Genomic DNA, 22,422 nt, shown 5'->3' with positions numbered 1-22,422 from the left:
CATGGACAAGAACACCAAATTTCTCATCGTTGACGATTTCCCGACCATGCGTCGTATCGTCAAAAATCTGCTCGGCGATCTGGGTTTTACCAATACGGTGGAAGCCGACGACGGCTCGACGGCGCTGCCTGTGCTCAAGGCTGGCGGCATTCAGTTCGTCGTGACCGACTGGAACATGCCGGGCATGACTGGCATCGAGCTGCTCAAGGCCATACGGGCCGACGCGGAGCTGGCCCATTTGCCGGTGTTGATGGTGACTGCCGAAGCGGACAAGTCGCAGATTGTGGAGGCGGCGCAGGCCGGCGTCAGCGGTTACATCATCAAGCCGTTCACCGCCGAGACGCTCAAGGAGAAGCTTGACCGCATCAATCAGCGTTTGCAGACCGCAGCGTAGCGATGGATCGCGAACAATTGGCCCGGCGTCTTGAGAGCCTGCATCAGGCGGCGCTCGGTGGCGATTGGGGTGAGGTCGAGCACGGTCTACAAGAGCTGGATGCGGCCAAAACGGCGGCCTTTGCTCAGGGTATACGCAAGATGGCCAGTGATCTGTACGCCGAAATGCGCGCCTTGCAGCTGGACAGCCGACTGGCTCGCGCGGCAGCTGAGATTCCTGATGCCTGTTCACGCCTGGATGCGGTGATCGAGCTGACCGAACAGGCCGCCACGCGCACGCTGGATCTGGTTGAGGATTCGCGTGAGCATATTGTGGCGCTGCAGGACATGGCCGATGAGATGGCCCCAGGGGCAGCGGCCGAGCAGCTGGTTGAGCGCACCGCGACCTTGCGCAAGAACATGTCGTCGCTGTACGAAGCGCAGGCCTATCAGGACCTGTCCGGGCAGATCATTCGCCGGGTCATGACCATGGTTGGCAATCTCGACACCACCTTGAAGGATATGCTGGATCTGGCGGGCTTGAGTCCGGCCACGCTTGATGAGCCGGAAGATGAAGCCTTGCTTGGGCCGGCGGCCGGTCGCACTGACAATCGCCCGGCAGCATCACAGGATGATGCCGATGCCCTGTTGGCGGATTTGGGAATCTGAGTGTGGATGACGAAATCCTGCAGGACTTTCTGGTTGAAAGCGAAGAGCTGATCGCCAACCTTGGGCAGCAGATCGTCGATCTGGAGGCGAGCCCCGAGGATGCCGATCTGCTCAACGCGGTGTTCCGCTGTTTTCATACCGTCAAGGGCGGGGCCGGTTTTCTCAACCTGGAGCCGCTGGTTAATTTGTGCCATGTGGCGGAAGAATTGTGCAACGGGCTGCGCAGCCACAAATACGCTTTGAGCGCGGATATGGTGGATGCGCTGTCAGCCGCGGTGGATCAGTTGCAGGCGCAGCATGCCGCCCTGGCGGCAGGCGACGCGCCGGCTGCGGCGGATCCGGCTTTGCTCGAACGTCTGCGTGATCTGGCCGGTGCGTCCGCGGTATCAAGTGCAGCGCCGGCGGCATCGCAGATCGATCTCGACAATGTTCCTGACGACGTGGATCTGGATGCGCTGCTGGATCAGATGCACGGTGTGCCAGCCTCGACACCAAGCCCGCCCGCGGCGGAAGTGGTGTCGCCGCCGGCTGGTGAGTCTCCGTCATCGGTTGCGCCAGCGGACAGCGTGCCCGCGGCTGTTGCGAGCAAGGCATCGCCACCTGCCAAAGCGGTCGAGTCCTCGATTCGCGTCGACACCGTGCGGCTCGATGCGGTGATGAACCTCATAGGCGAGTTGGTGCTGGCGCGCAATCAACTCAAGGCGCTGGGGCGTGGCAGCCAACTCGGCGAAGAAGCGACCCGGGTTTCTGCGCGCATTGATCGCGTGACCACCGAGCTGCAGGGCGCGGTGATGAAAATTCGCATGCAGGCCATACGCAAGGTGTTCTCGCGTTTTCCGCGTATTGTCCGTGATCTGGCGCGTTCGCTGGGCAAGCAGGTGTCGCTGGAGTTACACGGCGAGGACACTGAACTGGACAAAAATCTGGTCGAGGCTCTGGCCGACCCGCTGATTCATCTGGTTCGTAATGCCGTTGACCACGGTATTGAGTCGCCCGAGCAGCGCCGTGCGGTCGGTAAGCCGGAGCAGGGCACGGTCAGGCTGTCGGCGGCTCAGGAAGGTGACGACATCGTCATCCGCATTATTGATGACGGCGCCGGCATGGACCCCAATCGCTTGCGTGCCAAAGCGGTCGAGCGTGGCGTGCTGGATCAGGACGAGGCGGCGCGCATGGACAGCGCGGATTGTTTCCGCATTATCTTCATGGCGGGTTTCTCAACCCGAGATGAGGTTTCTGATGTGTCCGGGCGCGGGGTCGGTATGGATGTGGTCAAGAACCGCATCGACCAACTCAACGGGCGTATCCACATTGATTCGACTCTGGGCGAGGGCAGCACCATGGAGCTGCGCCTGCCACTGACATTGGCGATCATGGCCAGTCTGATGGTTCGCGCCGGGCAGCGTATTTTCTCTGTGCCGTTATCCAATGTGGACGATGTGCTGATGTTTGACCCGGAACGCTACACCCGGGTGGATGGGCGCTGGGTCTACAGGCTTGATGATGATCCGGTGCCGGTGCTGCTGCTGGGGCCCTGGTGCGGCGAATATGAGGATGTCCCGCAACGAGCCCATATGGTGCTGTTGCGCAGCGGTAGTGACCGTTTTGGGCTGGTTGTGGACAGTGTGATCGGGCGCGAAGAGGTGGTGATCAAGCCGCTGGGGCCACCGTTGACCGACCTTGTTGGATTTTCGGGGGCAACGGTCACCGGCGATGGACGGGTTGCGTTGATTCTCGACCCTGTTGGCATGCTCAAAAGCCTGCGTTCCGGGGCTATAAAATGCTGACCATTCAACCCGATTAAATACCCCTTAATCGGCCATTTTAAAGGCCTTATATGGCGCTATCATGACGGCGTAAAATCTTGGTTTTCTGGACTTTTTTCGTCTTGTATGCCATGCTTGGCCACCTACTTGAAAAAGTTACTCTGTATTCGAACCAATCAAACACCGGATTCAGATACTGAATCGTGATGTGATAGCCCTGTGGGCTGCGGTGTTTGGCTACGCTCAAAGCGCCAGTACAGACGTCGGACCTTGCTCCGATTTGCGGGTGGAGATGTGTCTCCCCGTATAACTGCCCTTGCAGTTGAGAAGCCTCGGCTTCTTTGACCCTCACGAGATCTCTCGCAGATTCCGACGTATGCCCATCGCGTGATGCCATGGTGTGGCGGAGTGGTTCTGATGCAGACACTCGAAAAATACATGAGCCCAAAAGGCCCGGAGTCTGAGACCTCCAACATCGTTCTGCGTAAACCCACGGCGCAGGATGGTCCCCACCTGCACAAGCTGGTGGCGCGGTGCAAACCGCTGGACGAAAACTCAATCTACTGCAATCTCCTGCAGTGCAGCCATTTTGCCGCCACCGGTGTGGCCGCTGAACGGGATGGGCAACTGGTCGGATTCGTGTCCGGCTATGTCGTCCCCGAGCGACCTGACACCTTCTTCTTGTGGCAGGTGGCGGTGGGTGAAGAGGCGCGTGGTTGTGGCCTGGCGGGCCGCATGATCAACGCGATTCTCGAGCGCCCCGAACTCAGCGCATTGCGTTACCTGGAAACCACCATTACGCCGGACAACGAGGCCTCATGGGCTTTGTTTCGGGCGTTTGCCCGGCGCCGCGGTGCCGCGCTGGATTCTGCGGTTCATTTCACGCGCGATACGCATTTCCATGGTGCGCACGATGACGAACATCTGCTGCGCATCGGTCCCTTTTCCATTCAGAGCGAAAAATAATCATGAAAATCTTCGAAGAAATCGAATCCGAAGTTCAAAGTTATGCACGTGCCTTTCCGCGTCTTTTTCACAAAGCCGAAGGTGAGTTTTTGTATGACACGGATGGCAACCAATATCTCGACTTTCTCGGTGGTGCGGGCACCCTGAATTACGGGCATAACAACCCGATTCTTAAGAAAGCCTTGATGGCGTATATCGAAGACAACGGCATTACCCACGGTCTTGATCTCCACACTGATGCCAAGCGCGAGTTTCTCGAAACCCTGAACGAGAAAATCCTCAAGCCGCGTGATCTGGAGTACATGGTCCAGTTCACCGGGCCAACCGGCACCAACGCCGTGGAAGCGGCGATCAAGGTGGCGCGCAACTGCACTGGGCGCGAGAACATCATCGCCTTCACCAACGGTTTTCATGGGGTGTCGCTGGGGTCCCTGGCACTGACCGGTAACTCGCATCACCGAGGTGCGGCCGGTGTCAGCCTCAACGGCGTGTCACGCGTGCCCTACGACGGTTATCTTGGCGAGGACATCGACACCACCGCTTACCTCGACAAATTGCTCAGCGATTCGAGCAGCGGTGTTGATCATCCGGCTGCGGTCATTGTTGAGACCGTGCAGGGTGAAGGTGGTATCAACGCCGCCAGCATGGAATGGCTGCGCAACCTGGATGCCGTGTGCAAACAGCACGATGTGCTGCTCATCGTTGATGACATTCAGGCCGGCTGTGGCCGCACCGGCCGTTTCTTCAGCTTCGAGGAAGCCGGTATCAAGCCGGACATCGTGACCCTGTCCAAGTCGCTCAGTGGCTACGGTCTGCCGTTGGCGGTGGTGTTGCTGCGTCCGGAGCTGGACCAGTGGCGCCCGGGTGAGCACAACGGCACCTTCCGTGGCAACAATATGGCTTTTGTGACCGCCACCACGGCGATCAACGAATTCTGGTCGGATGACACGTTTGCCGCGCAGGTGCGTGCCAAGGGTCAGATCATCGAAGAGCATCTGGGCCGCATTGCCGACAAGTACGGCGAGGGCAACTTCACCTGCCGTGGTCGCGGCATGATGCAGGGCCTCAACTGCGTGAACGGCGAGATCGCCGGCAAGATCACCAAGGCGGCGTTCCGCCGTGGGCTGATCATCGAAACCAGTGGTGCCGATGACCATGTGGTTAAAACCCTGTGCCCGCTGATCATCAGCGAAGACAACCTGCGTGCCGGTCTCAAGATTGTCGAAGACAGCGTGGCCGAGGTTCTGGCCAAGGTCGACGAAGTGCCGGAAGAGCGCGATTTTTTTGAAGCTGCGGAATAAACAGGGACACCAACATGATCGTACGTAATCTCAAAGACGCCGAGAAAGGCGACCGCCGTGTGGTGTCCGAGGGCTGGGAAAGTACCCGTCTGCTGCTCAAGAACGACAACATGGGCTTTTCCTTCCACATCACCACGATTTATGAAGGCGCCGAGCTGCACCTGCATTACCAGAACCATCTGGAGTCGGTGTACTGCATGAGCGGTGAGGGCGAGGTGGAAACCATTGCCGATGGCAAGGTTTACCCGATCGAGCCGGGCACCATCTACATCCTCGACAAGAACGACAAGCACATTCTGCGCGCCCGCCGCGAAATGAAGATGGCTTGTGTGTTCAACCCGCCGCTGCACGGCAAGGAAGTGCACAACGCCGATGGTGCTTACGAACTTGAAGCCGAGGCCGTGGCTGACGCGTAAGCGCGTCGCCACCGGTTTCGACTGAGGAAGGCATGTCCCAACTGAATAAACATACGGTAGAGAAAATCGGCGGAACGTCGATGAGCAATTACGAGGCGGTGCGCGACAGCGTGATCCTGCATCAGGGCCGTCTCAAGGATCTGTATCAGCGCGTATTTGTGGTCTCCGCTTATGGCGGCATGACCGATCTGCTGCTGGAGAGCAAACACACCGGGCGACCGGGCGTTTACGCCCTGTTTGCCAATGCGGATGAAGATCAGGACTGGCGTGACGCGCTCACCGCAGTGCGTCAGAAGATGACCGAGATCAACCGCGATCTGTTTGCCGATCGCAATGATCTGGTGCGCGCAGAAACCTTTATCGGTGAGCGTCTGGATGACGCCGAACGTTGCTTGTCGGATCTGCAAAGCCTGTGTGCGCATGGCCATTTCGAGCTCGATGCACACCTGCTGACCGTGCGTGAAATGCTCGCCAGCCTGGGTGAGGCGCACAGCGCCTGGAACACCGCTGAACTGCTCAAACGTGATGGCATCAACGCCCGTTTCCTGGATTTGTCCGGCTGGAATGCCGAGAAGCATTACTCCCTGGATGAGCACATCAAACGCGCGCTGGCCGATGTCGACCTGAGCTGCGAGTTGCCCATCGCGACCGGTTATGCGCACAGCCAGGACGGGCTGATGTCGAGCTACGACCGCGGTTATTCGGAAATTACCTTTAGCCGTATTGCGGTGCTGACGCATGCGCGCGAGGCGATCATCCACAAGGAATATCACCTGAGCAGCGCGGATCCGCGTCTGGCCGGTGCGGACAATGTGGTGCCGATTGGGCGTACCAATTATGACGTGGCCGATCAGCTGTCCAATCTGGGCATGGAAGCCATCCACCCGCGTGCCGCCAAGGGTTTGCGCCAGAGCGATATTCCCCTGAGGGTGAAGAACACCTTTGAGCCGGAGCACAGCGGCACCCTGATCACCCGTGATTACGTCAGCGAGACGCCGCGGGTGGAGATCATCGCCGGGCGTCGCGATGTTTATGCGGTGGAGTGTTTCGATCAGGAAATGAGCGGTTTCATCGCCACCTACGATTCCGAACTGCTCAAGGCCACGCAGCGTTTCAAGGCCGGCATTGTGACCAAGGACATCAACGCCAACACCATCACCCACTATCTCTCGACCAACCTGAAGACGGTCAAGCGTATTCGGGCGGTGATCGAAGAGCGTTTTCCGGAATGCGAAATTCAGGTGCGCAAGGTGGCGGTGGTGTCAGCCATCGGCAGCGACATGAAGATTCCTGGGATGCTGTCGCGTGCGGTCGGTGCCCTGGCTGAATCGGGCATCAGCATTCTGGCTATGCACCAGTCCATGCGCCAGGTGGATATGCAGTTCATTCTGGATATCGCGGACTACGAGAATGCGGTGCGCAGTCTGCATAAGCATCTGGTCGAGGTTCACGATCACGGTGAGGCCATCTGCGCCGCCTAAGGTTCACCAACTGACTCTGGGGGAGGGCCGCACGTGGTCGCCAGTTTTCTTGTGTTTCTTGCGGCGATCGTCGCGGTCGGCATCAGTTCTGCGCGGCGCGCGCGTGGGACCAAGCACGACTACTACCTGGCCAGCAGCAGTATTCAGCCCTGGCTAGTCGGGCTGTCAGCGGTTGCCACTAACAACAGTGGCTACATGTTCATCGGGGTGATCGGTTACACCTACGCCACCGGTCTGGCCTCGATCTGGCTGATGCTGGGCTGGATCACTGGTGATCTGATTGCCTCCTTCCTGGTCCATCGCAAGTTGCGTGAGGCGGCCGAGCGCACCGGTGAGGTTAGCTTCGCCGGCGTGCTGAGTCAGTGGGGTGGAGAGAGTTGGCCGCATTGGCAGCGTCTGGCCGGGGCAATTTCGGCGGTGTTCCTGCTCGCCTACACCGGGGCTCAACTGGTCGCCGGCAGCAAAGCCTTGCACGTGCTGTTCGAGTGGCCGATATGGACAGGCGCGGTGATCGGTGCGGTGATGGTTGCGGTGTACTGCGTGGCCGGTGGTATTCGCGCCTCGATCTGGACCGATGCCGCGCAGTCCATGGTGATGATTGTGTCCATGGGCTTGCTGCTGATCATGGCGGTGTCGGCGCTGGGCGGCCCGCAGGCTGCAGTTGCGGCGATGGATCAGGTCGATGGTTATCTCGACTGGTTTCCCAAGGATCTGGTTGTGCCGGGTCTGGCCGGCGGGCTGCTGTTTGCCCTGAGCTGGCTGTTTGCGGGGCTCTCGGTAATTGGTCAGCCGCACGTGATGGTGCGCTTCATGACCTTGCAGTCGGCTGGTCAGATGATGCGCATGCGGGTGTGGTACTACCTGTGGTTCAGCGTGTTTTACGCCATGGCCACCGCGGTGGGTTTGCTCTCTCGCGTGTACCTGTCCGACAGCGGCAGCTTTGATGCTGAACTTGCCCTGCCGCTGATGGCACAGGCTTTGATGCCACCGGTGTTGGTGGGGCTGATTCTGGCGGGCATTTTTGCGGCCACATTGTCGACCGCAGATTCGCTGGTGCTGGGCTGTTCGGCAGCGGTGACGCATGATTTGCTGCCGCGCCAGATCGAGCGTCCGGCCTTGCTCAAGCTCACCACGGTGGCCTTGACGGCTCTGGCACTGGCCTGGGCGCTGGCCAACAAGCAGTCGGTGTTTTCGCTGGTGATCTTCGCCTGGTCGGGGTTGGCGTCGGCGTTTGGGCCGATCCTGCTGGTCTGGGCCTTCGGCGGGCGACCACGCCAGGGGATTGCTGTGCTGATGACGCTGAGCGGCCTGGCCACGGCGCTGGCCTGGCGCGGCCTGGGCTGGCACGATGCGGTTTATGAGGGCATGCCGGGGATTATGGTCGGTGTGCTGGCGTATCTGATTTTTCAACGTTGGGTCCCGCAGGCCACGGCCCTGCATGGGGCTAAATCTTCCGGATAAAGTGGAATGAGCACACTGGCGCAGCGTGATCTCAAGCGCATCTGGCACCCGTGCACGCAGATGAAGGACCACGAAACCCTGCCCCTGATCGAGGTCGATCGGGGTGAGGGTGTGTGGCTGTACGACACCGCGGGCAAGCGTTACCTCGACATCATCAGCTCCTGGTGGGTGAATATTTTTGGCCACTGCCATCCGCATATCGTCGAGGCGATCAGTCGACAGGCCGCCAAGCTGGAGCATGTGATCTTTGCTGGTCACACCCATGAGCCGGCGGTGGAGCTGGCCGAACGTGTGCTCAAGCTGGCACCGGCCGGCTTCGATAAGATGTTCTTCGCCGATAATGGCTCGGCGGCGGTCGAAGTGGCGCTCAAGATGAGCTTTCACTACTGGCGTAATCGAGGCGAGCAGCGCACCCGTTTCATCCACCTGAGCAATGCGTACCACGGTGAAACCCTGGGGGCCTTGAGCGTCGGCGACGTGGCCCTGTACAAGGAAACCTACGAGCCACTGCTGCTCGATGCCATCTGCGTGCCGGGTCCCGACAACTACCAGTGCGAGTCGGGCGAAACGCCGGTGGAACATGCCAGGCGCAAGCTTGAGGACATGCGCGCTGCGTTCGAGCGCCACGCCGGTGAAGTCTGCGCCGTGATCGTCGAGCCGCTGATCCAGTGCGCCGGCAACATGCGCATGTACGACCCCGAATATCTGCGCGGGCTGCGAGCGCTGTGTGATGAGTTCAATATCCATCTCATCGCAGATGAGATTGCGGTCGGGTTCGGCCGCACCGGCACCCTGTTTGCCTGCGAGCAAGCGCAGATTCGCCCGGATTTCATGTGTTTGTCCAAGGGGCTGACCGGCGGCTGGCTGCCGCTTGCCGTGGTCCTCACCGACGACAATGTCTACGACGCGTTCTACGACGAGTACCAGACCCTGCGTGCCTTTCTGCACTCGCATTCCTACACCGGCAATCCGCTGGCTTGTGCGGTGGCCAACGCCACCCTGGATCTGTTCGAGCAGAACGACACCATTCGCGCCAATCAGGCCCTGGCCCAGCGCATGGCCGCGGCTGCAGCGCCGCTGGCTGATCACCCGCATGTGGGCGACATACGCCAGCACGGCATGACCCTGGCGATCGAAATGGTGGCTGACAAGGCCACACGCACACCTTACGACTGGAAAGAGCGACGTGGCTTGCGGGTTTATCAGCACGGTCTGAGTCAGGGCGCGTTGCTGCGCCCGCTGGGCAATGTGGTGTACTGGATGCCGCCGTACGTGATCAGCGAAGAGCAGATCGACTGGATCGGCCAGATCACCCGTGAGGGCATCGCCCTGGCAACTGCGGAGTAGGCAAAACACACCCTGCTGCGCGCCCTGAAAACGTATAATGCGCGGATGAGCAAGCAGCATTTGTATCGCGTCGTTTATCAGGCCCAGGGCGAGGTGATCGAAATCTTCGCGCGCCAGGTCTCCCAGGGTGGTCTGTTCGGCTTCATCGAGATCGGCGAACTGGTCTTTGGCGAGCGCTCCAGCGTGGTGGTCGATCCCGCTGAAGAGCGACTCAAGGAGCAGTTCAAGGACGTCGACAGCTTTTTTCTGCCGATGCATTCGGTGCTGCGCGTGGACGTGGTCAACAAGCAGGGCAAGGCCAAGATCAGCAAGGCCGAAGGCGGCAGCAACGTGACGCCCTTCCCGATCTACACGCCGACCGAACGCTAGGCCGGCCGCATGCAGTTCGCGATCCTCGGCAGTGGCAGCAAAGGCAACGCCACCGTGGTGTGCAGTGGGCAATCGCGGGTACTGGTGGATTGCGGGTTTTCGGTCAAGGAAACCGAAGCGCGGCTGGCTCGGGTCGGGCTCACGCCAGCGGACATAGACGGCGTGCTGGTGACCCACGAGCACTCGGATCACGCCTCTGGCGTGGTGCGCCTGTCCCGGCGTTTCGGGCTTGCGGTCTACGCCACCTACGGTACGGCCAGCGCGGCCGGGCTGGGCGAACTGGCCCATCTGCATCTGATCTCACCGCATCAGCGCTTTGATGTGGGAGATCTCGAGGTTCAGCCGTATCCGGTGCCACACGATGCGCGCGAGCCGGTGCAGTTCGTGGTCGCGCACGGTGGGCAGCGTATCGGCATTCTGTCGGATGCCGGCGCAGTCACCGCACACATGCAGGATGTCCTGTCCGGTTGCGATGCGTTGCTGCTGGAGTGCAATCACTGCCCCGAGATGCTGGCCAACGGCCCGTATCCGGCGGCCCTGAAAAACCGGGTGGCTTCGCGGCTGGGCCACCTCAGCAATGAACAGTCGGCAGCCCTGCTGGGGCAGCTCGACCGCAGCCGTTTGCAGCATCTCGCAGTGACCCATCTGAGCGAGAAGAACAACTGCCCGGACCGGGCCACCCAGGCGCTTGTTGGCGTGCTCGGTGAACATCCGCAATGGCTGGCTGTCGCCGGTCAGGATGACGGTCTGGGCTGGCGACAACTGGAACTTTGATTTTGAACGTGACCACATACCTCGGCGCTGCGGCGCTGTCGGATTTTCGCCTGCAGGCGGTTAACCGCGGTTTGCAGCCGCTGGGCCTGGAATTGCTGCGTGCCGAATGGATTTATCTGGCTGCATGGCGTGATGCTGCGACGGATGATGCACGCAAGCTGGCGCTGCTGATTGAAACCGACGCCCGCTTGGAGGATGAGGCCGACCAGGTACTGATCGCGCCCCGTCTGGGCACGGTGTCGCCGTGGTCGAGCAAGGCCACCGACATTGCCCGGGTCTGCGGGCTGACCCAGCTGGCACGGCTGGAGCAGGGGCGTCGCCTGATCGTGCGCGGCTGGGATCAGGCCGATGCCGCGACCCGGCGCAATGCGCTCAAGGATTTGCACGATGCGCTGACCGAAACCGTGCTTGGACATGCCGACGAGCTGGCCCAGTGCTTTGGCGAACGCCAACCGGGCGCGCTGGTGACCATCGCCCTGGGCGACGATCCGCTGGCGGCGCTGCAGCGTTGCAATGTCGAGCTGGGCCTGGCCCTGAGCGATGACGAGATGGCCCATCTGGCGCGGTTTTATGCCGAGGCCGGCCGTGATCCCAGTGACGCGGAACTGATGATGTTCGCGCAGATCAACTCCGAGCACTGCCGCCACAAGATTTTCAACGCCTGCTGGACCCGTGACGGACAGGCGTTCGAGCACAGCCTGTTCGACATGATCCGCATGACCCATGCGAAAACCCCTGAAGGGGTTCTGTCGGCCTACAAGGACAACGCGGCAATCCTCGACGCGGCGCTGACCACGCGGTTCATTGTCGACGAGCAAGGCCACTATCAGCGGCTGGAGGAGGCGGCCGCGATTGCGATCAAGGTGGAAACGCACAACCACCCGACGGCGATTGCTCCGGACCCGGGCGCGGCCACCGGCGCAGGTGGTGAAATTCGTGACGAGGCGGCCACCGGGCGTGGCGGCAAACCCAAGGCCGGTCTGGCCGGTTATTCGGTTGGCAATCTGCGCATTCCCGGCTTCACCCAGGCCTGGGAAGACGATGACGCGTTGCCCGCACGGTTGGCCAGCGCGCTGGACATCATGCTGGATGCGCCGATCGGCGCGGCGCGTTACAACAACGAATTCGGCCGGCCCAATCTGGGCGGCTATTTCCGCACCCTGGATGCCAAGCTGGACGGACGTCGCTGGGGCTATGCCAAGCCGATCATGATCGCCGGTGGCATGGGCAACGTGCGCCCGCAGCACGCCGAAAAGCTGCCGGTTCCGCCGGGCAGTCTGGTCATCGTGCTGGGTGGCCCGGGCATGCTCATCGGTCTGGGCGGTGGGGCTGCATCTTCGATGCATGCCGGGGCCAGCAGCGAAGCACTCGACTTTGCGTCGGTGCAACGGGCCAACCCGGAACTGGAGCGGCGCTGTCAGGAAGTCATTGATGCCTGCTGGCAACAAGGTGAGGCCAACCCGATCCTGTCGATTCATGATGTCGGTGCCGGTGGTTTGTCCAACGCCGTGCCGGAAATTCTCAACGACAATGATCTGGGTGGTGAAATTGACCTGTCCTCGGTGCTGATCGCCGATGCGGGGCTGTCGCCAATGGAAATTTGGTGCAACGAGTCGCAGGAACGTTACGTAATTGCCATCGCGCCCGACGCGCTGGATGACTTCACCGCCTTGTGCGCACGCGAGCGCTGCCCCTTCGCGGTGATCGGTACCGGCACGGCCGAACGTCGCCTGCATGTGTTTGCCGGTGATGTGGACGTGGTCGATATGCCCATGGATGTGTTGCTCGGCAAGCAGCCGCCGATGCAGCGTGAGGCCACCACCCCGACGGCGCAGAGTGGCGATGCGGCATGGAGCGCTGATCTGGCCCTGGATGAGGCGATCGAGCGGGTCCTGCGGGTGCCGGCCGTGGCGTCCAAGAATTTCCTCATCACCATCGGTGATCGCACGGTTGGTGGCCTGACCTGTCGCGACCAGATGGTTGGCCCGTGGCAAGTGCCGGTGGCGGATGTGGCGGTCACCGCCGCGGGTTACGCCGGTCCGGTGGGCGAGGCCATGGCCATGGGCGAGCGTGCACCGCTGGCGATCAGCAATGCGGCGGCATCCGGGCGTATGGCTGTGGCTGAGGCTGTGACCAACCTGGCCGCGGCGCCAATCGCCGATTTATCGGACGTGCGTCTGTCGGCCAACTGGATGGCGGCAGCCGGTGATGCCGGGCAATCGTCTGCGTTGCTCGCCACGGTGGAAACCGTGGGCAAGGATTTCTGCACCGCGCTGGGTATTGCGATCCCGGTGGGCAAGGACTCGCTGTCGATGCAGACCCGCTGGTCGGATGAGCGAGGTGAACACGATGTGATCTCGCCGGTGTCGCTGATCGTGACCGGCTTTGCCCCGGTCACCGATGTGGAACAGGTCTCAACCCCGCAGCTGCGTGCGGCCAACAGCCACGTGGTGTTGCTGGAACTGCCCGGTGGTCATGCCCGTCTGGGCGGCTCGGCATTGGCTCAGGCCTGGCAACAGGGTCTGGGTGAAACCCCGGATGTGGCTGACGCGCAGGCCTTGCGCGCCCTGTTCACCACGGTCCAGACCCTGCGTCAGCAGGGGCATGTGCTGGCCTACCACGACCGCAGCGACGGTGGGCTGATCGCCGCGCTGCTGGAAATGGCCTTTGCAGCGCGCTGTGGCCTGGATATCGATGTGCTTGATGATGCCGTCATAGCGCGCCTGTTCAACGAAGAGGTCGGGGCCCTGATACAGGTTCCGGCCGATGCCGTGGCTGATGTGCTGGGGCAGGCCGCACAGGCCGGTCTGGCGGCATCCGTTGTGGCCAGCCCGCGCGACGACCAGCGCATCAATGTGCGTGATGCCCGCGGCGAGGTGATTTACCGCGGAGACTCCCGCGCGCTGGAGCAGGTCTGGGCGGAAACCAGTTACCGCATGCAGTCGCTGCGCGATGAGCCGGATTGTGCGCGGCAGGAGTTTGATGCCATCGCCGACGCCAGTGATCCGGGCCTCAACGTGCAGCTGACTCAGCAAGCTGCACCGGCCGTGGTCACGCGGCGTCCACCAGTGGCGATCCTGCGCGAGCAGGGCGTCAATGGCCAGGTCGAAATGGCCTGGATGTTTGAACAGGCCGGGTTTGCGCCGGTCGATGTACACATGAGCGACATTCTCAGCGGACAGCGCCAGCTGGGTGACTTCGTCGGTTTGGCCGCATGCGGTGGCTTTTCCTACGGCGACGTGCTCGGGGCCGGGCGGGGCTGGGCGCGCAGCATTCTTCTGCACGATGAAGCGCGCGCGCAGTTCAGCGCCTTCTTCGCCGATCCGGCGCGCTTTGCTCTGGGCGTTTGCAACGGCTGTCAGATGCTGTCGGCGCTGCGTGAGCTGATTCCGGGCACGCACAACTGGCCTCAATTTGTGGGTAATCGTTCGGAGCAGTTCGAGGCGCGTTTGGTGCTGGTCGATATCCCCGAAAACAACTCGGTGATGCTGTCCGGCATGGCCGGATCACGTCTGCCGATTGCCGCTGCACACGGCGAGGGGCAGGCTCGCTTCGACGATGCCCAGAGCCAGATTCAGGCCCTGCGTGACGGGGCGCAGATCGCCATGCGCTATGTCGATCACCATGCCCAGCCGACCGAGGTCTTCCCCTTCAACCCGAATGGCTCGCCGCAAGGGGTGACCGGTTTGAGCAACGCGGACGGTCGCATCACCATCATGATGCCGCATCCCGAGCGCCTGACCCGCGCGGCCAGCTTTTCGTGGCGGCCGGATGACTGGCGCGGGCCGTCACCGTGGTTGTCGATGTTCAACAACGCGCGCGCCTGGGTCGGGGACAGTTGAGCCAAGCTGTGCGCCATGCCCTGGGTCTGGTGATCGGCCGTTTCCAGCCGTTTCACCGTGGTCATGAGGTGATTTGCCGGCACGCGCTGGAACATAGTGAGCGTTTGCTCATCATTCTGGGGTCGGGCCAGCAGGCCCGCAGCGTGCGCAATCCGTGGACCGATGCTGAGCGTGAGCAGCTGATCCGTAACAGCCTGCCCGATGTGGCTCCGGAACGTCTGTTGTTCGAATCGGTGCCGGATGTGTTCTACAACGAGCAGGTGTGGCTGGACTACGTCGACCGCGCCGTGCATCGGCATGCCGACGACCGTGGCGTGTGCCTGTTCGGTCACACCAAGGACTCCAGTTCCTACTACCTGGCGCTGTTTCCCCAGTGGGGCTACGAAGAGCTGCCCAACTTCCAGGATCTCAGCGCTACGCCCCTGCGCGAGGCCCTGCTGGGCGCCGGCCCGGCAGATCTCGACGCCACCCTTGCCAGTTGGGCCTGGGCCATGCCGGCCTGTGGTGATGCGCCTTTGCGGGCGCTGCTGCAGGCGCCAGCGTTCGTTGATATGTGCGCCGAGTTCGAGGTGATTGCCGCTCACCGCAAAGCCTGGGCACAGTCGCCGTACCCGCCGGTGTTTGTCACCGTTGATGCCTTGGTCGAATGCAAGGGCCATGTGCTGCTGATCCAGCGCGGCCATCGTCCGGGCAAAGGTCTGTGGGCCTTGCCAGGTGGTTTTGTGGACCAGCAGGAACGTCTGCAGCGTGGTGCGGAACGCGAGCTACAGGAGGAAACCGGCCTTGATCTGGGGATGCTGGCCACGCAACGCCTGGGCAATCGCGCCTACGATGCGCCCGAGCGTTCCGACCGTGGGCGGGTGATCACCCACGTGTTCCACTATCGGCTCGATGAAGCGTCGCTACCGGCCGTGCGTGGTGGTGATGATGCGGCGCATGCGCGCTGGTGGCCGGTGGCCGAGATTGAACGCGAGCAGATGTTCGACGACCACTATTGCGTGCTGCAGCACGCGCTGGATCTGTACTGATGCTGGGGGTGCCCGCCGCCTTGATGATGATGGGCATGCTGGCGGGTGCCAATGTGCTGTTCGCTGCGGTGCTCAAGCCGGTGCTGATCCGCCTGCTGCCGCAGACCTCGGCGCGCAGCTTCATTGCCCACATGTTCAGCCTGTACTACCTGTTTGGTGCGGCGCTGAGCGGGGTGTCGCTGGCGCTGCTGTTCAATCTGCCCTGCGTGAGCATGATGGCGCGCCTGGTCATGAGCCTGTGCTGCGTCGGCTATCTGATGGCCTGGCTGCAACTGGTACCGCGTCTGGTCATGTTCAGCGACCGCCATGATGGCGATGCCGTACAGCGCCTGGATCGGGCCATCCAGGTGCTCAACACCGCGCAATGGGCGGTGACCACGGCGGTCTTTATTCAGACGTTTCAGGTTTGCGGATAAGCGCCGGGTAGCGGATGCGCACTTCATAAAGCTCGCCATCGGCTGAGCGCACATTGGACAGGCCGCGGTATTCGATCAGGCGGCGTGTTTCGGCGTCATAGCTCAGGCGCAGCGGGTCGACGAACAGTCCGATCAGGGAGGCCACCGCGATCTTGAAATCCACCACCGGCATGCCTTCTATGCTGCGCTCGCCGACATGTTCGGCTTTGAAGCGCACCGATGTTTGCTGGTTGGGTGCGATAAAACGGAATTTGACCGTGTCGCCCTCGATCAGCTGATCAAAACGGGCGTGGACCAGATTGTTAAAGCCCGCATCGGCGGCCATCAGACCGTCCAGCTTGAGCGTTTTGGTGTCCATGCTCTCGCCGCCATCGCGGCTGCGGTAAATCTCCACTCCGTCCTCGGTGTAGCGCAGGCCCTCAATGTAGCGTCCGTCGTGCAGGCGCGTTTCGTAACCCGGGACACTCAGGCTGCGCCGGAAATCCAGCGTTTTTCGTCCGATGATTTCATCGTCGGTGCTGCGGTATTCAACTTGGGCCGCAACCAGCGTGTTGTTGTCGTCGTACTCGAACTGATGGTGCTCGGTGTACAACGCGGTATCGGTCTTCAGGTCGTACGCTTCACCGCGCAGCGTGGTCAGGCGCTCGCTGGCCTGAAGGTTGAGGCTGGTCGCCAGCAGCAGGCAGGTTACAAGGCTCAGGTATCGCATGGATCGGTCCATCAGTGGGTGCTTGCATCGTACACCCTCACAGACAACTTGCACGCATAGGCTGCACCCCTCAGTATCCAGCGCACGGGCACGAATACGGGAGACGGACCGCTCATGAATATGGAAAAAGTGCTGTTCGGGTTTTTTGTGCTGCTGGCATTAACGCTGAACTTTGGCTTTGTCATGGGTGACATGGAGAAAGCCGAACATCACCACGTATTCGAGTTGTTCGCTGCGCTCGTTGTCAGCTTGATTGCGACCGTGTTGAAGTTTGGTGATCGCTCGCATCTGGGCGCCGTGCTGTTGGCCTCGTCGTTGGTGGCGGATCTGCACCTGATCGCCGCAGCGGTGGTCTGGGGCGTGTCCAGTCAGCTCTATGCCTCGGGCGAGTCGCCGGTGGTCGTGGCCAGCGTCGTGTCGCTGGCCGGGGGCGCCCTGGTGGCCAATCTTGCATCGGTGGTCTTGCTGGTGGTGGAAACCCTGACGCTGCGTCGCTAGGCGTTTTCGAGCCGGGCGAGGGCAAGCATGGAAAAGGTCATCTTCCTGTTCCTGCGGCAGATGCGTGTGCCGCTCATCCTGCTGATCGTGGCCTATGCCATATCGATTGGCGGTCTGGTCCTGATTCCGGGGCGCGATGATCAGGGCCAGGTCTGGCACTACGATTTTTTCCACGCCTTCTACTTCGTCAGTTTTACCGGCCCGACCATCGGCTTTGGCGAGATTCCGTATCCGTTGACGCCGGCACAGCGCATGTGGGTGGTGTTCACCGTGTATTTAACGGTGATCAGCTGGCTGTTCGCCATCGGTAAGATTTTCGCGCTGGTGCAGGATCCGGCCTTTACCCGGGCGATGAGCGAGGCGCGCTTCATTCGCGCCGTGCGGGCCATTCGCGAGCCGTTTTATATCGTCTGTGGCTACGGTGAAACCGGCAGCCGCCTGGTACGTTCGCTGGTCAATCGCCAGATTCGGTGTGTGGTGATCGAGCGTGACCCGGAGCATGTTGCCGATTTGCACCTGGAAGAGCTGGCCCTGGATGTGCCGTGCATGTGCGGTGATGCATCGGTGACCCGGCATCTGCGCGAGGCCGGTTTGCGTCTGCCGCATTGCGTGGGTGTGCTGGCCCTGACCGGTTCGGACCGGGCCAACGTCAAGATCGCGGTCACCAGCAAACTGTTGCGTCCGGAGCTGCAGGTCATCGCACGGGTGGCCTCGCGCGAGGCAGCCAACAATCTCGAATCTTTCAACACTGATGTCATCATCAACCCGTTCGAGAGCTTTGCGGAGCATACCGGGCTGGCGGTGCGGGCACCGAGCATTCACCTGCTGCACCGCTGGCTGGTCAGCCTGCCCGGCAATCCGCTGGATGCCAGCGTGTGTCCGCCGCGTGGGCACTGGGTGATCTGTGGTTATGGTCGCTTTGGTCAGGCCATGACGCGTTACCTCAATGCAGAAGGCATCGACGTTTCGGTGATTGAATCAGATCGCGCCCGGGTTGATGCGATGCGTGGCAATCTGCCGGATCGGCTGGTGGTGGGCAGTGCGACCGATCCCGAGCCTCTGCATGAGGCGGGTATTGAGAGCGCTGCGGGGGTGGTCGCCGGCACCGATGATGACGCCAACAACCTGTCGATGGTGATGACGGCGCAGCAGATCAACCCGCGCCTGTTCCGTATCGCGCGCCAGAACAAGCGTGATGACGATGACATCTTCCGGGCCGCACGCCTGGATCTGGTCATGGAACCCAGCCGGGTCACGGTGTGGCAGGTGCTGTCACTGATCACGGTGCACTATCTGGCCGCGTTTCTGGCCGAGGCGCGGCGCCAGGATGAGGCCTGGGCCCTGGCGCTGCTGGAGCGCATCCGTGAGGCCACCGGCGGGCTCACACCGCAAACCTGGATGACGCGCCTGAATCGGCAGGATGCGCCGGGTGCGGCCCAGTTGTTTGAGCGCGGCAGTGAGATTCGTGTGGGGCATTTGCGTCAGGATCCCCGGCGGCGGGAGCGCAAATTGCCCATGGTTGCGCTGATGCATGTTCGCCATGGTCAGCACACCTTGTTACCAGACGATGATTTCGCCTTGCAGCTGGGCGATCGCGTGCTGTGGACGGCGCGTGAAGGCTTGCGCGATCAGCTGGCCTGGTTGCTGCACAATCCAGATCAGCTGGCTTTTGCCATGGATGGGCAGGAACGTCCCGTTGGCGCCATTGGGCGCTGGTGGTTCAAACAGCGTCGGGCACGCAAATCAGCTTGAACGCTGCCAGTTGATGGTGTCGAGATAGGCCCCGGCCCCGCGCGCGACACAGGTCAGTGGATCATCGGCTACGGTCACATTGAGACCGGTGTGGTCGCTGATCAGATCGTCAATGCGCGGCAACAGCGCGCCACCGCCGGTGACCAGAATGCCGCGATCGACCAGGTCAGCAGACAACTCCGGCGGCGTGTTTTCCAGGACCCAGTCAATACCGCGCAAAATCTTGTGCAGGGGCGCTCTCAGCGCTTCGCGGACATCATCTGCGCTGACTTCTATCGTGGCTGGCCTGCCGTTTTCACCCTGACCGCGAATCTGCATGGCGGCATGTTCGTTCTGAGGCAAGGCGCTGCCCAGCTCAATTTTCAGTTGCTCTGCCGTCTGTTGCCCGATCTGCAGCTTGTAGCGTTCACGGATGAAGTCGCTAACCGCGTCCGTCATGTGGTCACCGGCACAACGAACGGTGGCGCCAAAGGCGATGTCGGCGACCGAAATCACTGAGATGCCGGTGGTTCCGCCGCCGATGTCGACAACCAGATTGGCTGTCGGATCATCAATGCGAAGCCCAGAGCCCAGACCCGCAGCCAGGGTTTCCTCAATCAGATGGACTTTGTCGGCGCCGGCCCGCATGGTGGAGTTGTAGACCGCCTTCATTTCGGCGTGCGTAATCCCGAAGGGGATGGCGATCACCACGCGAGTTTGCGAGAACATGCGGCGGGCTTTCACGCGCGATATGAAGTAGCGCAGCATGGCTTCGGTGATCGGGAAATTGGCGATTACACCTTCGCGCAGAGGTCGTATGACATCCACCGAATAGGACGTCTTGCCCAGCATTTTCTTGGCTTCAAGGCCCACCGCAGCGCCGTCATTGAGAACCGTATGGCTGCCGCGGGTGACTGCCACCACAGAGGGCTCGTCCATGACGATACCGTGCCCGCGCAGATAGACCAGAGTGTTTGCGGTGCCCAGATCAATGCCGATATCGACCTGAAATGGGCTGTCCAGCCAACTTCGCCAGCCACCCTCACGCCGTGCCGAGGGTATGGCAGGCGAGGTGGGTGACGTTGCTAGTGGCGTCACCATAGGGCTGTGCTTATCGCGGGATTGAGTCGACATGCATCAACGCAGAGTCGGAGTCTGATTGCATCATACGCAATTTCCTGGCGCAGGAAACTGCCCCTAAAGCTCAGGGAAGTCGCCTCAGACGCGGCGTTGCAGCTCTTCTCGCGGGTCGAAATCGAAATGCTCGGCCAGCGCTTCAAATGCGGCTTTGTCTTCACGTGATGGCGTGTCCGGGTTGACGATTTGCAGATGCAAAATCTGATCCCCGCCATTCAGACCGCGTCCGCGCAGACGCATTTTCTGGCCGCTACGCGCGCCGGCGGGCACCGACATTTGTATCGTGCCGCCGAGGGTTGGCACCTGGATCTTGCCGCCCAGCGCAGCTTCCCATGGGCTGACTGGCAGGTCGAGATGCACATCCTTGCCGTCCAGCCGGAAGACGGGGTGCGGGGCGATGTCGATGCGCAGGTACAGATCGGCGCCATCGGCCTGGCCGGCCAGACGAATCTGCTGCCCTTGATTCACACCCTTGGGAATGCGCACCTTGAGCTGCTTGGCCTGACGGCCAATGCTCAGAGTTTTCTGTGCACCGGAGTAGGCTTCTTGGAGGCTGATACGCAGCTCGGCGGTTTGCGGCGGTGGTGCCGAGGAAAACCCGCCGCCCATGTTCTGTTCGAAACCGAAGCCGGCAGCGCCGCCACCGAAAAGGTTGCGGAAAAAATCGGAGAAGCCGTCGGCATCACCGGAAAAGCCCTGAAAGCCGCCGTGGTTAAAGCCGCTGCCACCCCAACCGGGCGGCGGGCGGAACTGCTGGCCGGCTTTCCAATTGGCACCCAGCTGATCGTAGGCCTGGCGTTTTTCATCGTCGCGCAGGACCTCGTAAGCTTCCTGCACATCCTTGAACTGGTCTTCGGCGCCGGCTTCATGATTCACATCAGGATGGTATTTGCGCGCAAGACGGCGGTACGCCTGCTTGATCGCTGCGCTATCGGCGCCGCGCTCGACACCGAGAATTTTGTAGTAATCCTTGTATTCCATCGTTTCAGCCGTGTGGCGCTGTGGTCCATCAACTGCGCCCAAGTTGGGGGCGAATTGGTGCAAATTCAATATGCTGCGGGAGCAACTTGCATGCCATGCCGATCTGGACAATCGCGTCCCGGAACAATAGGCTGATCCATCGGTAGCGGCGATGCGGGGGGTCGCATGCGCGTACCAGGATGGTAAAACACGCGCGAGGTCGGCATGCAGAATCTGCACCGGTTTATTAGCAATTTATATTGTGAAGGCTCAGAAGTGGCGCCGGAAAACTTCAGGCGCTGGGCTCTGCAGCAGCTTCGGGCCCTGATTCCGTTCGATGCGGCGATCTGGGGAAGTGGCAATCGGCAGATTGCTCGTTTTCAAAACGTCACCGTGGATGGCCTGCCGCCGGATTTCGCGCGGGCACTGGAATCCACCGCGCGGGATAACCCCTTGTTCCGTGAAGTGCAGGATCACTGGGGTGAGCCGGTGGCGATGTCCGATGTGCTGTCGGACCGCAAGTTCTACAAATCAGATTTGTATCAGCGTGCGTTCAAGCCTTACGGCGTTGAACGCATCCTGTCATCCGGCAACATGGAACAGCGCAGCGGCCTTCAGACCTTGCTGTCGATTTATCGTTTTGATCGCGAACGTGACTTCACCGAGCAGGAGAAGGCGATCCAGGGGCAGGTTCTGTACCACCTGATCGCCTCGGCCTCGCACGCGTTCTTCCTGACCATCAGTCGGCCCAAAAGTGGTGTGCGACGTGAGTGGAATGCGGTGTGCGATCGCACTGGTGTCTTCCATGAAGTTGAACTCAAATTTATGGATCTGCTGGAACAGGCCTTTCCGAACTGGTCCGGGCAACGTCTGCCCTTCGACATGCCGCCGGTGGACTTCTCCGGGGAAATCGGTGGTGGCCTGTGTCTACGTGTTGAACCGCTGGGCGATGTTTTCTTGCTGCACCTACGCGAGTCCGGTCCCCTGGATGAGCTGACCCAGCGCGAGCGGGATGTGGTGCTGCAGGTTTGCGAGGGGCTTTCGGCCAAGGCGATCGGGCGCAATCTGGATCTTGCGCCGTCGACGGTGTCGACCCACCTGTATCGGGCCTATCGCAAGCTGGGCGTGGAAAGTCGCACCAATCTGGCCAAGCTGGTCAAGTCGTTGCGCGACTGACGCCGC

20 protein-coding genes are annotated in these 22,422 nt (G+C 61.3%); 17 read left to right on the top strand and 3 right to left on the bottom strand.

Translation table 11 applies throughout. The annotated features are described in order from the left end of the window. Window position 1: 1 nt before the first annotated feature. The 14 genes from ATO7_RS02640 (at window position 2) to ATO7_RS02575 (ending at window position 16,205) form a co-directional block, all read left to right on the top strand. Entirely contained in the window at window positions 2-394 is a 393-nt protein-coding gene (locus ATO7_RS02640) for a chemotaxis response regulator CheY (protein ID WP_083560978.1), read from the top strand. 2 nt (window positions 395-396) lie between these two features. Further along, window positions 397-1,041, top strand: a complete 645-nt coding sequence (locus tag ATO7_RS02635; RefSeq protein WP_083559356.1) for a protein phosphatase CheZ — start codon at window positions 397-399, stop codon at window positions 1,039-1,041. A 2-nt stretch (window positions 1,042-1,043) separates the two neighbouring features. Beyond that, entirely contained in the window at window positions 1,044-2,825 is a 1,782-nt protein-coding gene (locus tag ATO7_RS02630) for a chemotaxis protein CheA (protein ID WP_240499410.1), read from the top strand. 396 nt (window positions 2,826-3,221) lie between these two features. After that, window positions 3,222-3,770, top strand: a complete 549-nt coding sequence (ectA, locus tag ATO7_RS02625; RefSeq protein WP_240499409.1) for a diaminobutyrate acetyltransferase — start codon at window positions 3,222-3,224, stop codon at window positions 3,768-3,770. 2 nt (window positions 3,771-3,772) lie between these two features. Next, window positions 3,773-5,071 carry a diaminobutyrate--2-oxoglutarate transaminase gene (gene ectB / locus ATO7_RS02620; RefSeq protein ID WP_083559354.1) on the top strand — a complete coding sequence of 433 codons (1,299 nt, stop codon included), beginning with the start codon at window positions 3,773-3,775 and terminating at the stop codon, window positions 5,069-5,071. 14 nt (window positions 5,072-5,085) lie between these two features. After that, window positions 5,086-5,487, top strand: a complete 402-nt coding sequence (locus ATO7_RS02615; RefSeq protein WP_083559353.1) for an ectoine synthase — start codon at window positions 5,086-5,088, stop codon at window positions 5,485-5,487. 32 nt (window positions 5,488-5,519) lie between these two features. Next, window positions 5,520-6,968 carry an aspartate kinase gene (locus tag ATO7_RS02610; protein WP_240499408.1) on the top strand — a complete coding sequence of 483 codons (1,449 nt, stop codon included), beginning with the start codon at window positions 5,520-5,522 and terminating at the stop codon, window positions 6,966-6,968. Window positions 6,969-7,001: 33 nt separating this feature from the next. After that, window positions 7,002-8,429, top strand: a complete 1,428-nt coding sequence (locus tag ATO7_RS02605) for a sodium/proline symporter (RefSeq protein WP_083559352.1) — start codon at window positions 7,002-7,004, stop codon at window positions 8,427-8,429. 6 nt (window positions 8,430-8,435) lie between these two features. Then, window positions 8,436-9,776, top strand: a complete 1,341-nt coding sequence (locus tag ATO7_RS02600; protein WP_083559351.1) for an adenosylmethionine--8-amino-7-oxononanoate transaminase — start codon at window positions 8,436-8,438, stop codon at window positions 9,774-9,776. A gap of 45 nt (window positions 9,777-9,821) precedes the next feature. Beyond that, on the top strand, window positions 9,822-10,145 hold the full coding sequence (locus tag ATO7_RS02595; RefSeq protein ID WP_083559350.1) for a DUF1820 family protein: 324 nt from the start codon (window positions 9,822-9,824) through the stop codon (window positions 10,143-10,145). Window positions 10,146-10,154: 9 nt separating this feature from the next. Then, window positions 10,155-10,919, top strand: coding sequence for an MBL fold metallo-hydrolase (locus tag ATO7_RS02590; RefSeq protein ID WP_083559349.1), 765 nt, complete (start codon window positions 10,155-10,157; stop codon window positions 10,917-10,919). Window positions 10,920-10,927: 8 nt separating this feature from the next. After that, window positions 10,928-14,761 (top strand): phosphoribosylformylglycinamidine synthase, encoded by a 3,834-nt coding sequence (gene purL, locus ATO7_RS02585; protein WP_206044823.1) that lies wholly within the window; start codon window positions 10,928-10,930, stop codon window positions 14,759-14,761. Next, window positions 14,758-15,789 (top strand): bifunctional nicotinamide-nucleotide adenylyltransferase/Nudix hydroxylase, encoded by a 1,032-nt coding sequence (locus tag ATO7_RS02580; RefSeq protein ID WP_146680112.1) that lies wholly within the window; start codon window positions 14,758-14,760, stop codon window positions 15,787-15,789. The genes purL and ATO7_RS02580 overlap by 4 nt, the downstream gene beginning before the upstream one ends. After that, complete coding sequence (locus tag ATO7_RS02575) at window positions 15,789-16,205, top strand: DUF4149 domain-containing protein (protein ID WP_083559347.1); 417 nt, start codon at window positions 15,789-15,791, stop codon at window positions 16,203-16,205. The genes ATO7_RS02580 and ATO7_RS02575 overlap by 1 nt, the downstream gene beginning before the upstream one ends. Here the strand turns inward: ATO7_RS02575 and ATO7_RS02570 are convergent. Further along, complete coding sequence (locus ATO7_RS02570; protein WP_083559346.1) at window positions 16,177-16,914, bottom strand: hypothetical protein; 738 nt, start codon at window positions 16,912-16,914, stop codon at window positions 16,177-16,179. The genes ATO7_RS02575 and ATO7_RS02570 overlap by 29 nt on opposite strands. Before the next feature lie 114 nt (window positions 16,915-17,028). Here ATO7_RS02570 and ATO7_RS02565 point away from each other — a divergent pair, with 114 nt between their 5' ends. After that, the gene (locus tag ATO7_RS02565) at window positions 17,029-17,412 is read left to right on the top strand and encodes a DUF6394 family protein (RefSeq protein WP_083559345.1); all 384 of its coding nucleotides are present in this window, start codon (window positions 17,029-17,031) and stop codon (window positions 17,410-17,412) included. Window positions 17,413-17,439: 27 nt separating this feature from the next. Further along, entirely contained in the window at window positions 17,440-19,164 is a 1,725-nt protein-coding gene (locus ATO7_RS02560; RefSeq protein WP_083559344.1) for a potassium channel family protein, read from the top strand. Here the strand turns inward: ATO7_RS02560 and mreB are convergent. Both mreB and ATO7_RS17175 read right to left on the bottom strand, forming a co-directional pair. Further along, entirely contained in the window at window positions 19,156-20,244 is a 1,089-nt protein-coding gene (mreB, locus tag ATO7_RS02555; RefSeq protein ID WP_083559343.1) for a rod shape-determining protein, read from the bottom strand. The two genes, ATO7_RS02560 and mreB, sit on opposite strands and share 9 nt — an antisense overlap. A gap of 117 nt (window positions 20,245-20,361) precedes the next feature. After that, window positions 20,362-21,261, bottom strand: a complete 900-nt coding sequence (locus tag ATO7_RS17175) for a DnaJ C-terminal domain-containing protein (protein WP_083559342.1) — start codon at window positions 21,259-21,261, stop codon at window positions 20,362-20,364. A 255-nt stretch (window positions 21,262-21,516) separates the two neighbouring features. Between ATO7_RS17175 and ATO7_RS02545 the strand changes: the two genes are divergently transcribed. Next, a complete protein-coding gene (locus tag ATO7_RS02545) occupies window positions 21,517-22,416 on the top strand; it encodes a helix-turn-helix transcriptional regulator (RefSeq protein WP_206044764.1) in 900 nt (299 codons plus the stop codon). Window positions 22,417-22,422: the final 6 nt, after the last annotated feature.

The organism is Oceanococcus atlanticus (genome assembly GCF_002088235.1).
In the GTDB taxonomy this organism is placed as follows: Bacteria; Pseudomonadota; Gammaproteobacteria; order Nevskiales; family Oceanococcaceae; genus Oceanococcus; species Oceanococcus atlanticus.
This window is presented reverse-complemented; position numbering and strand designations above follow the sequence as displayed.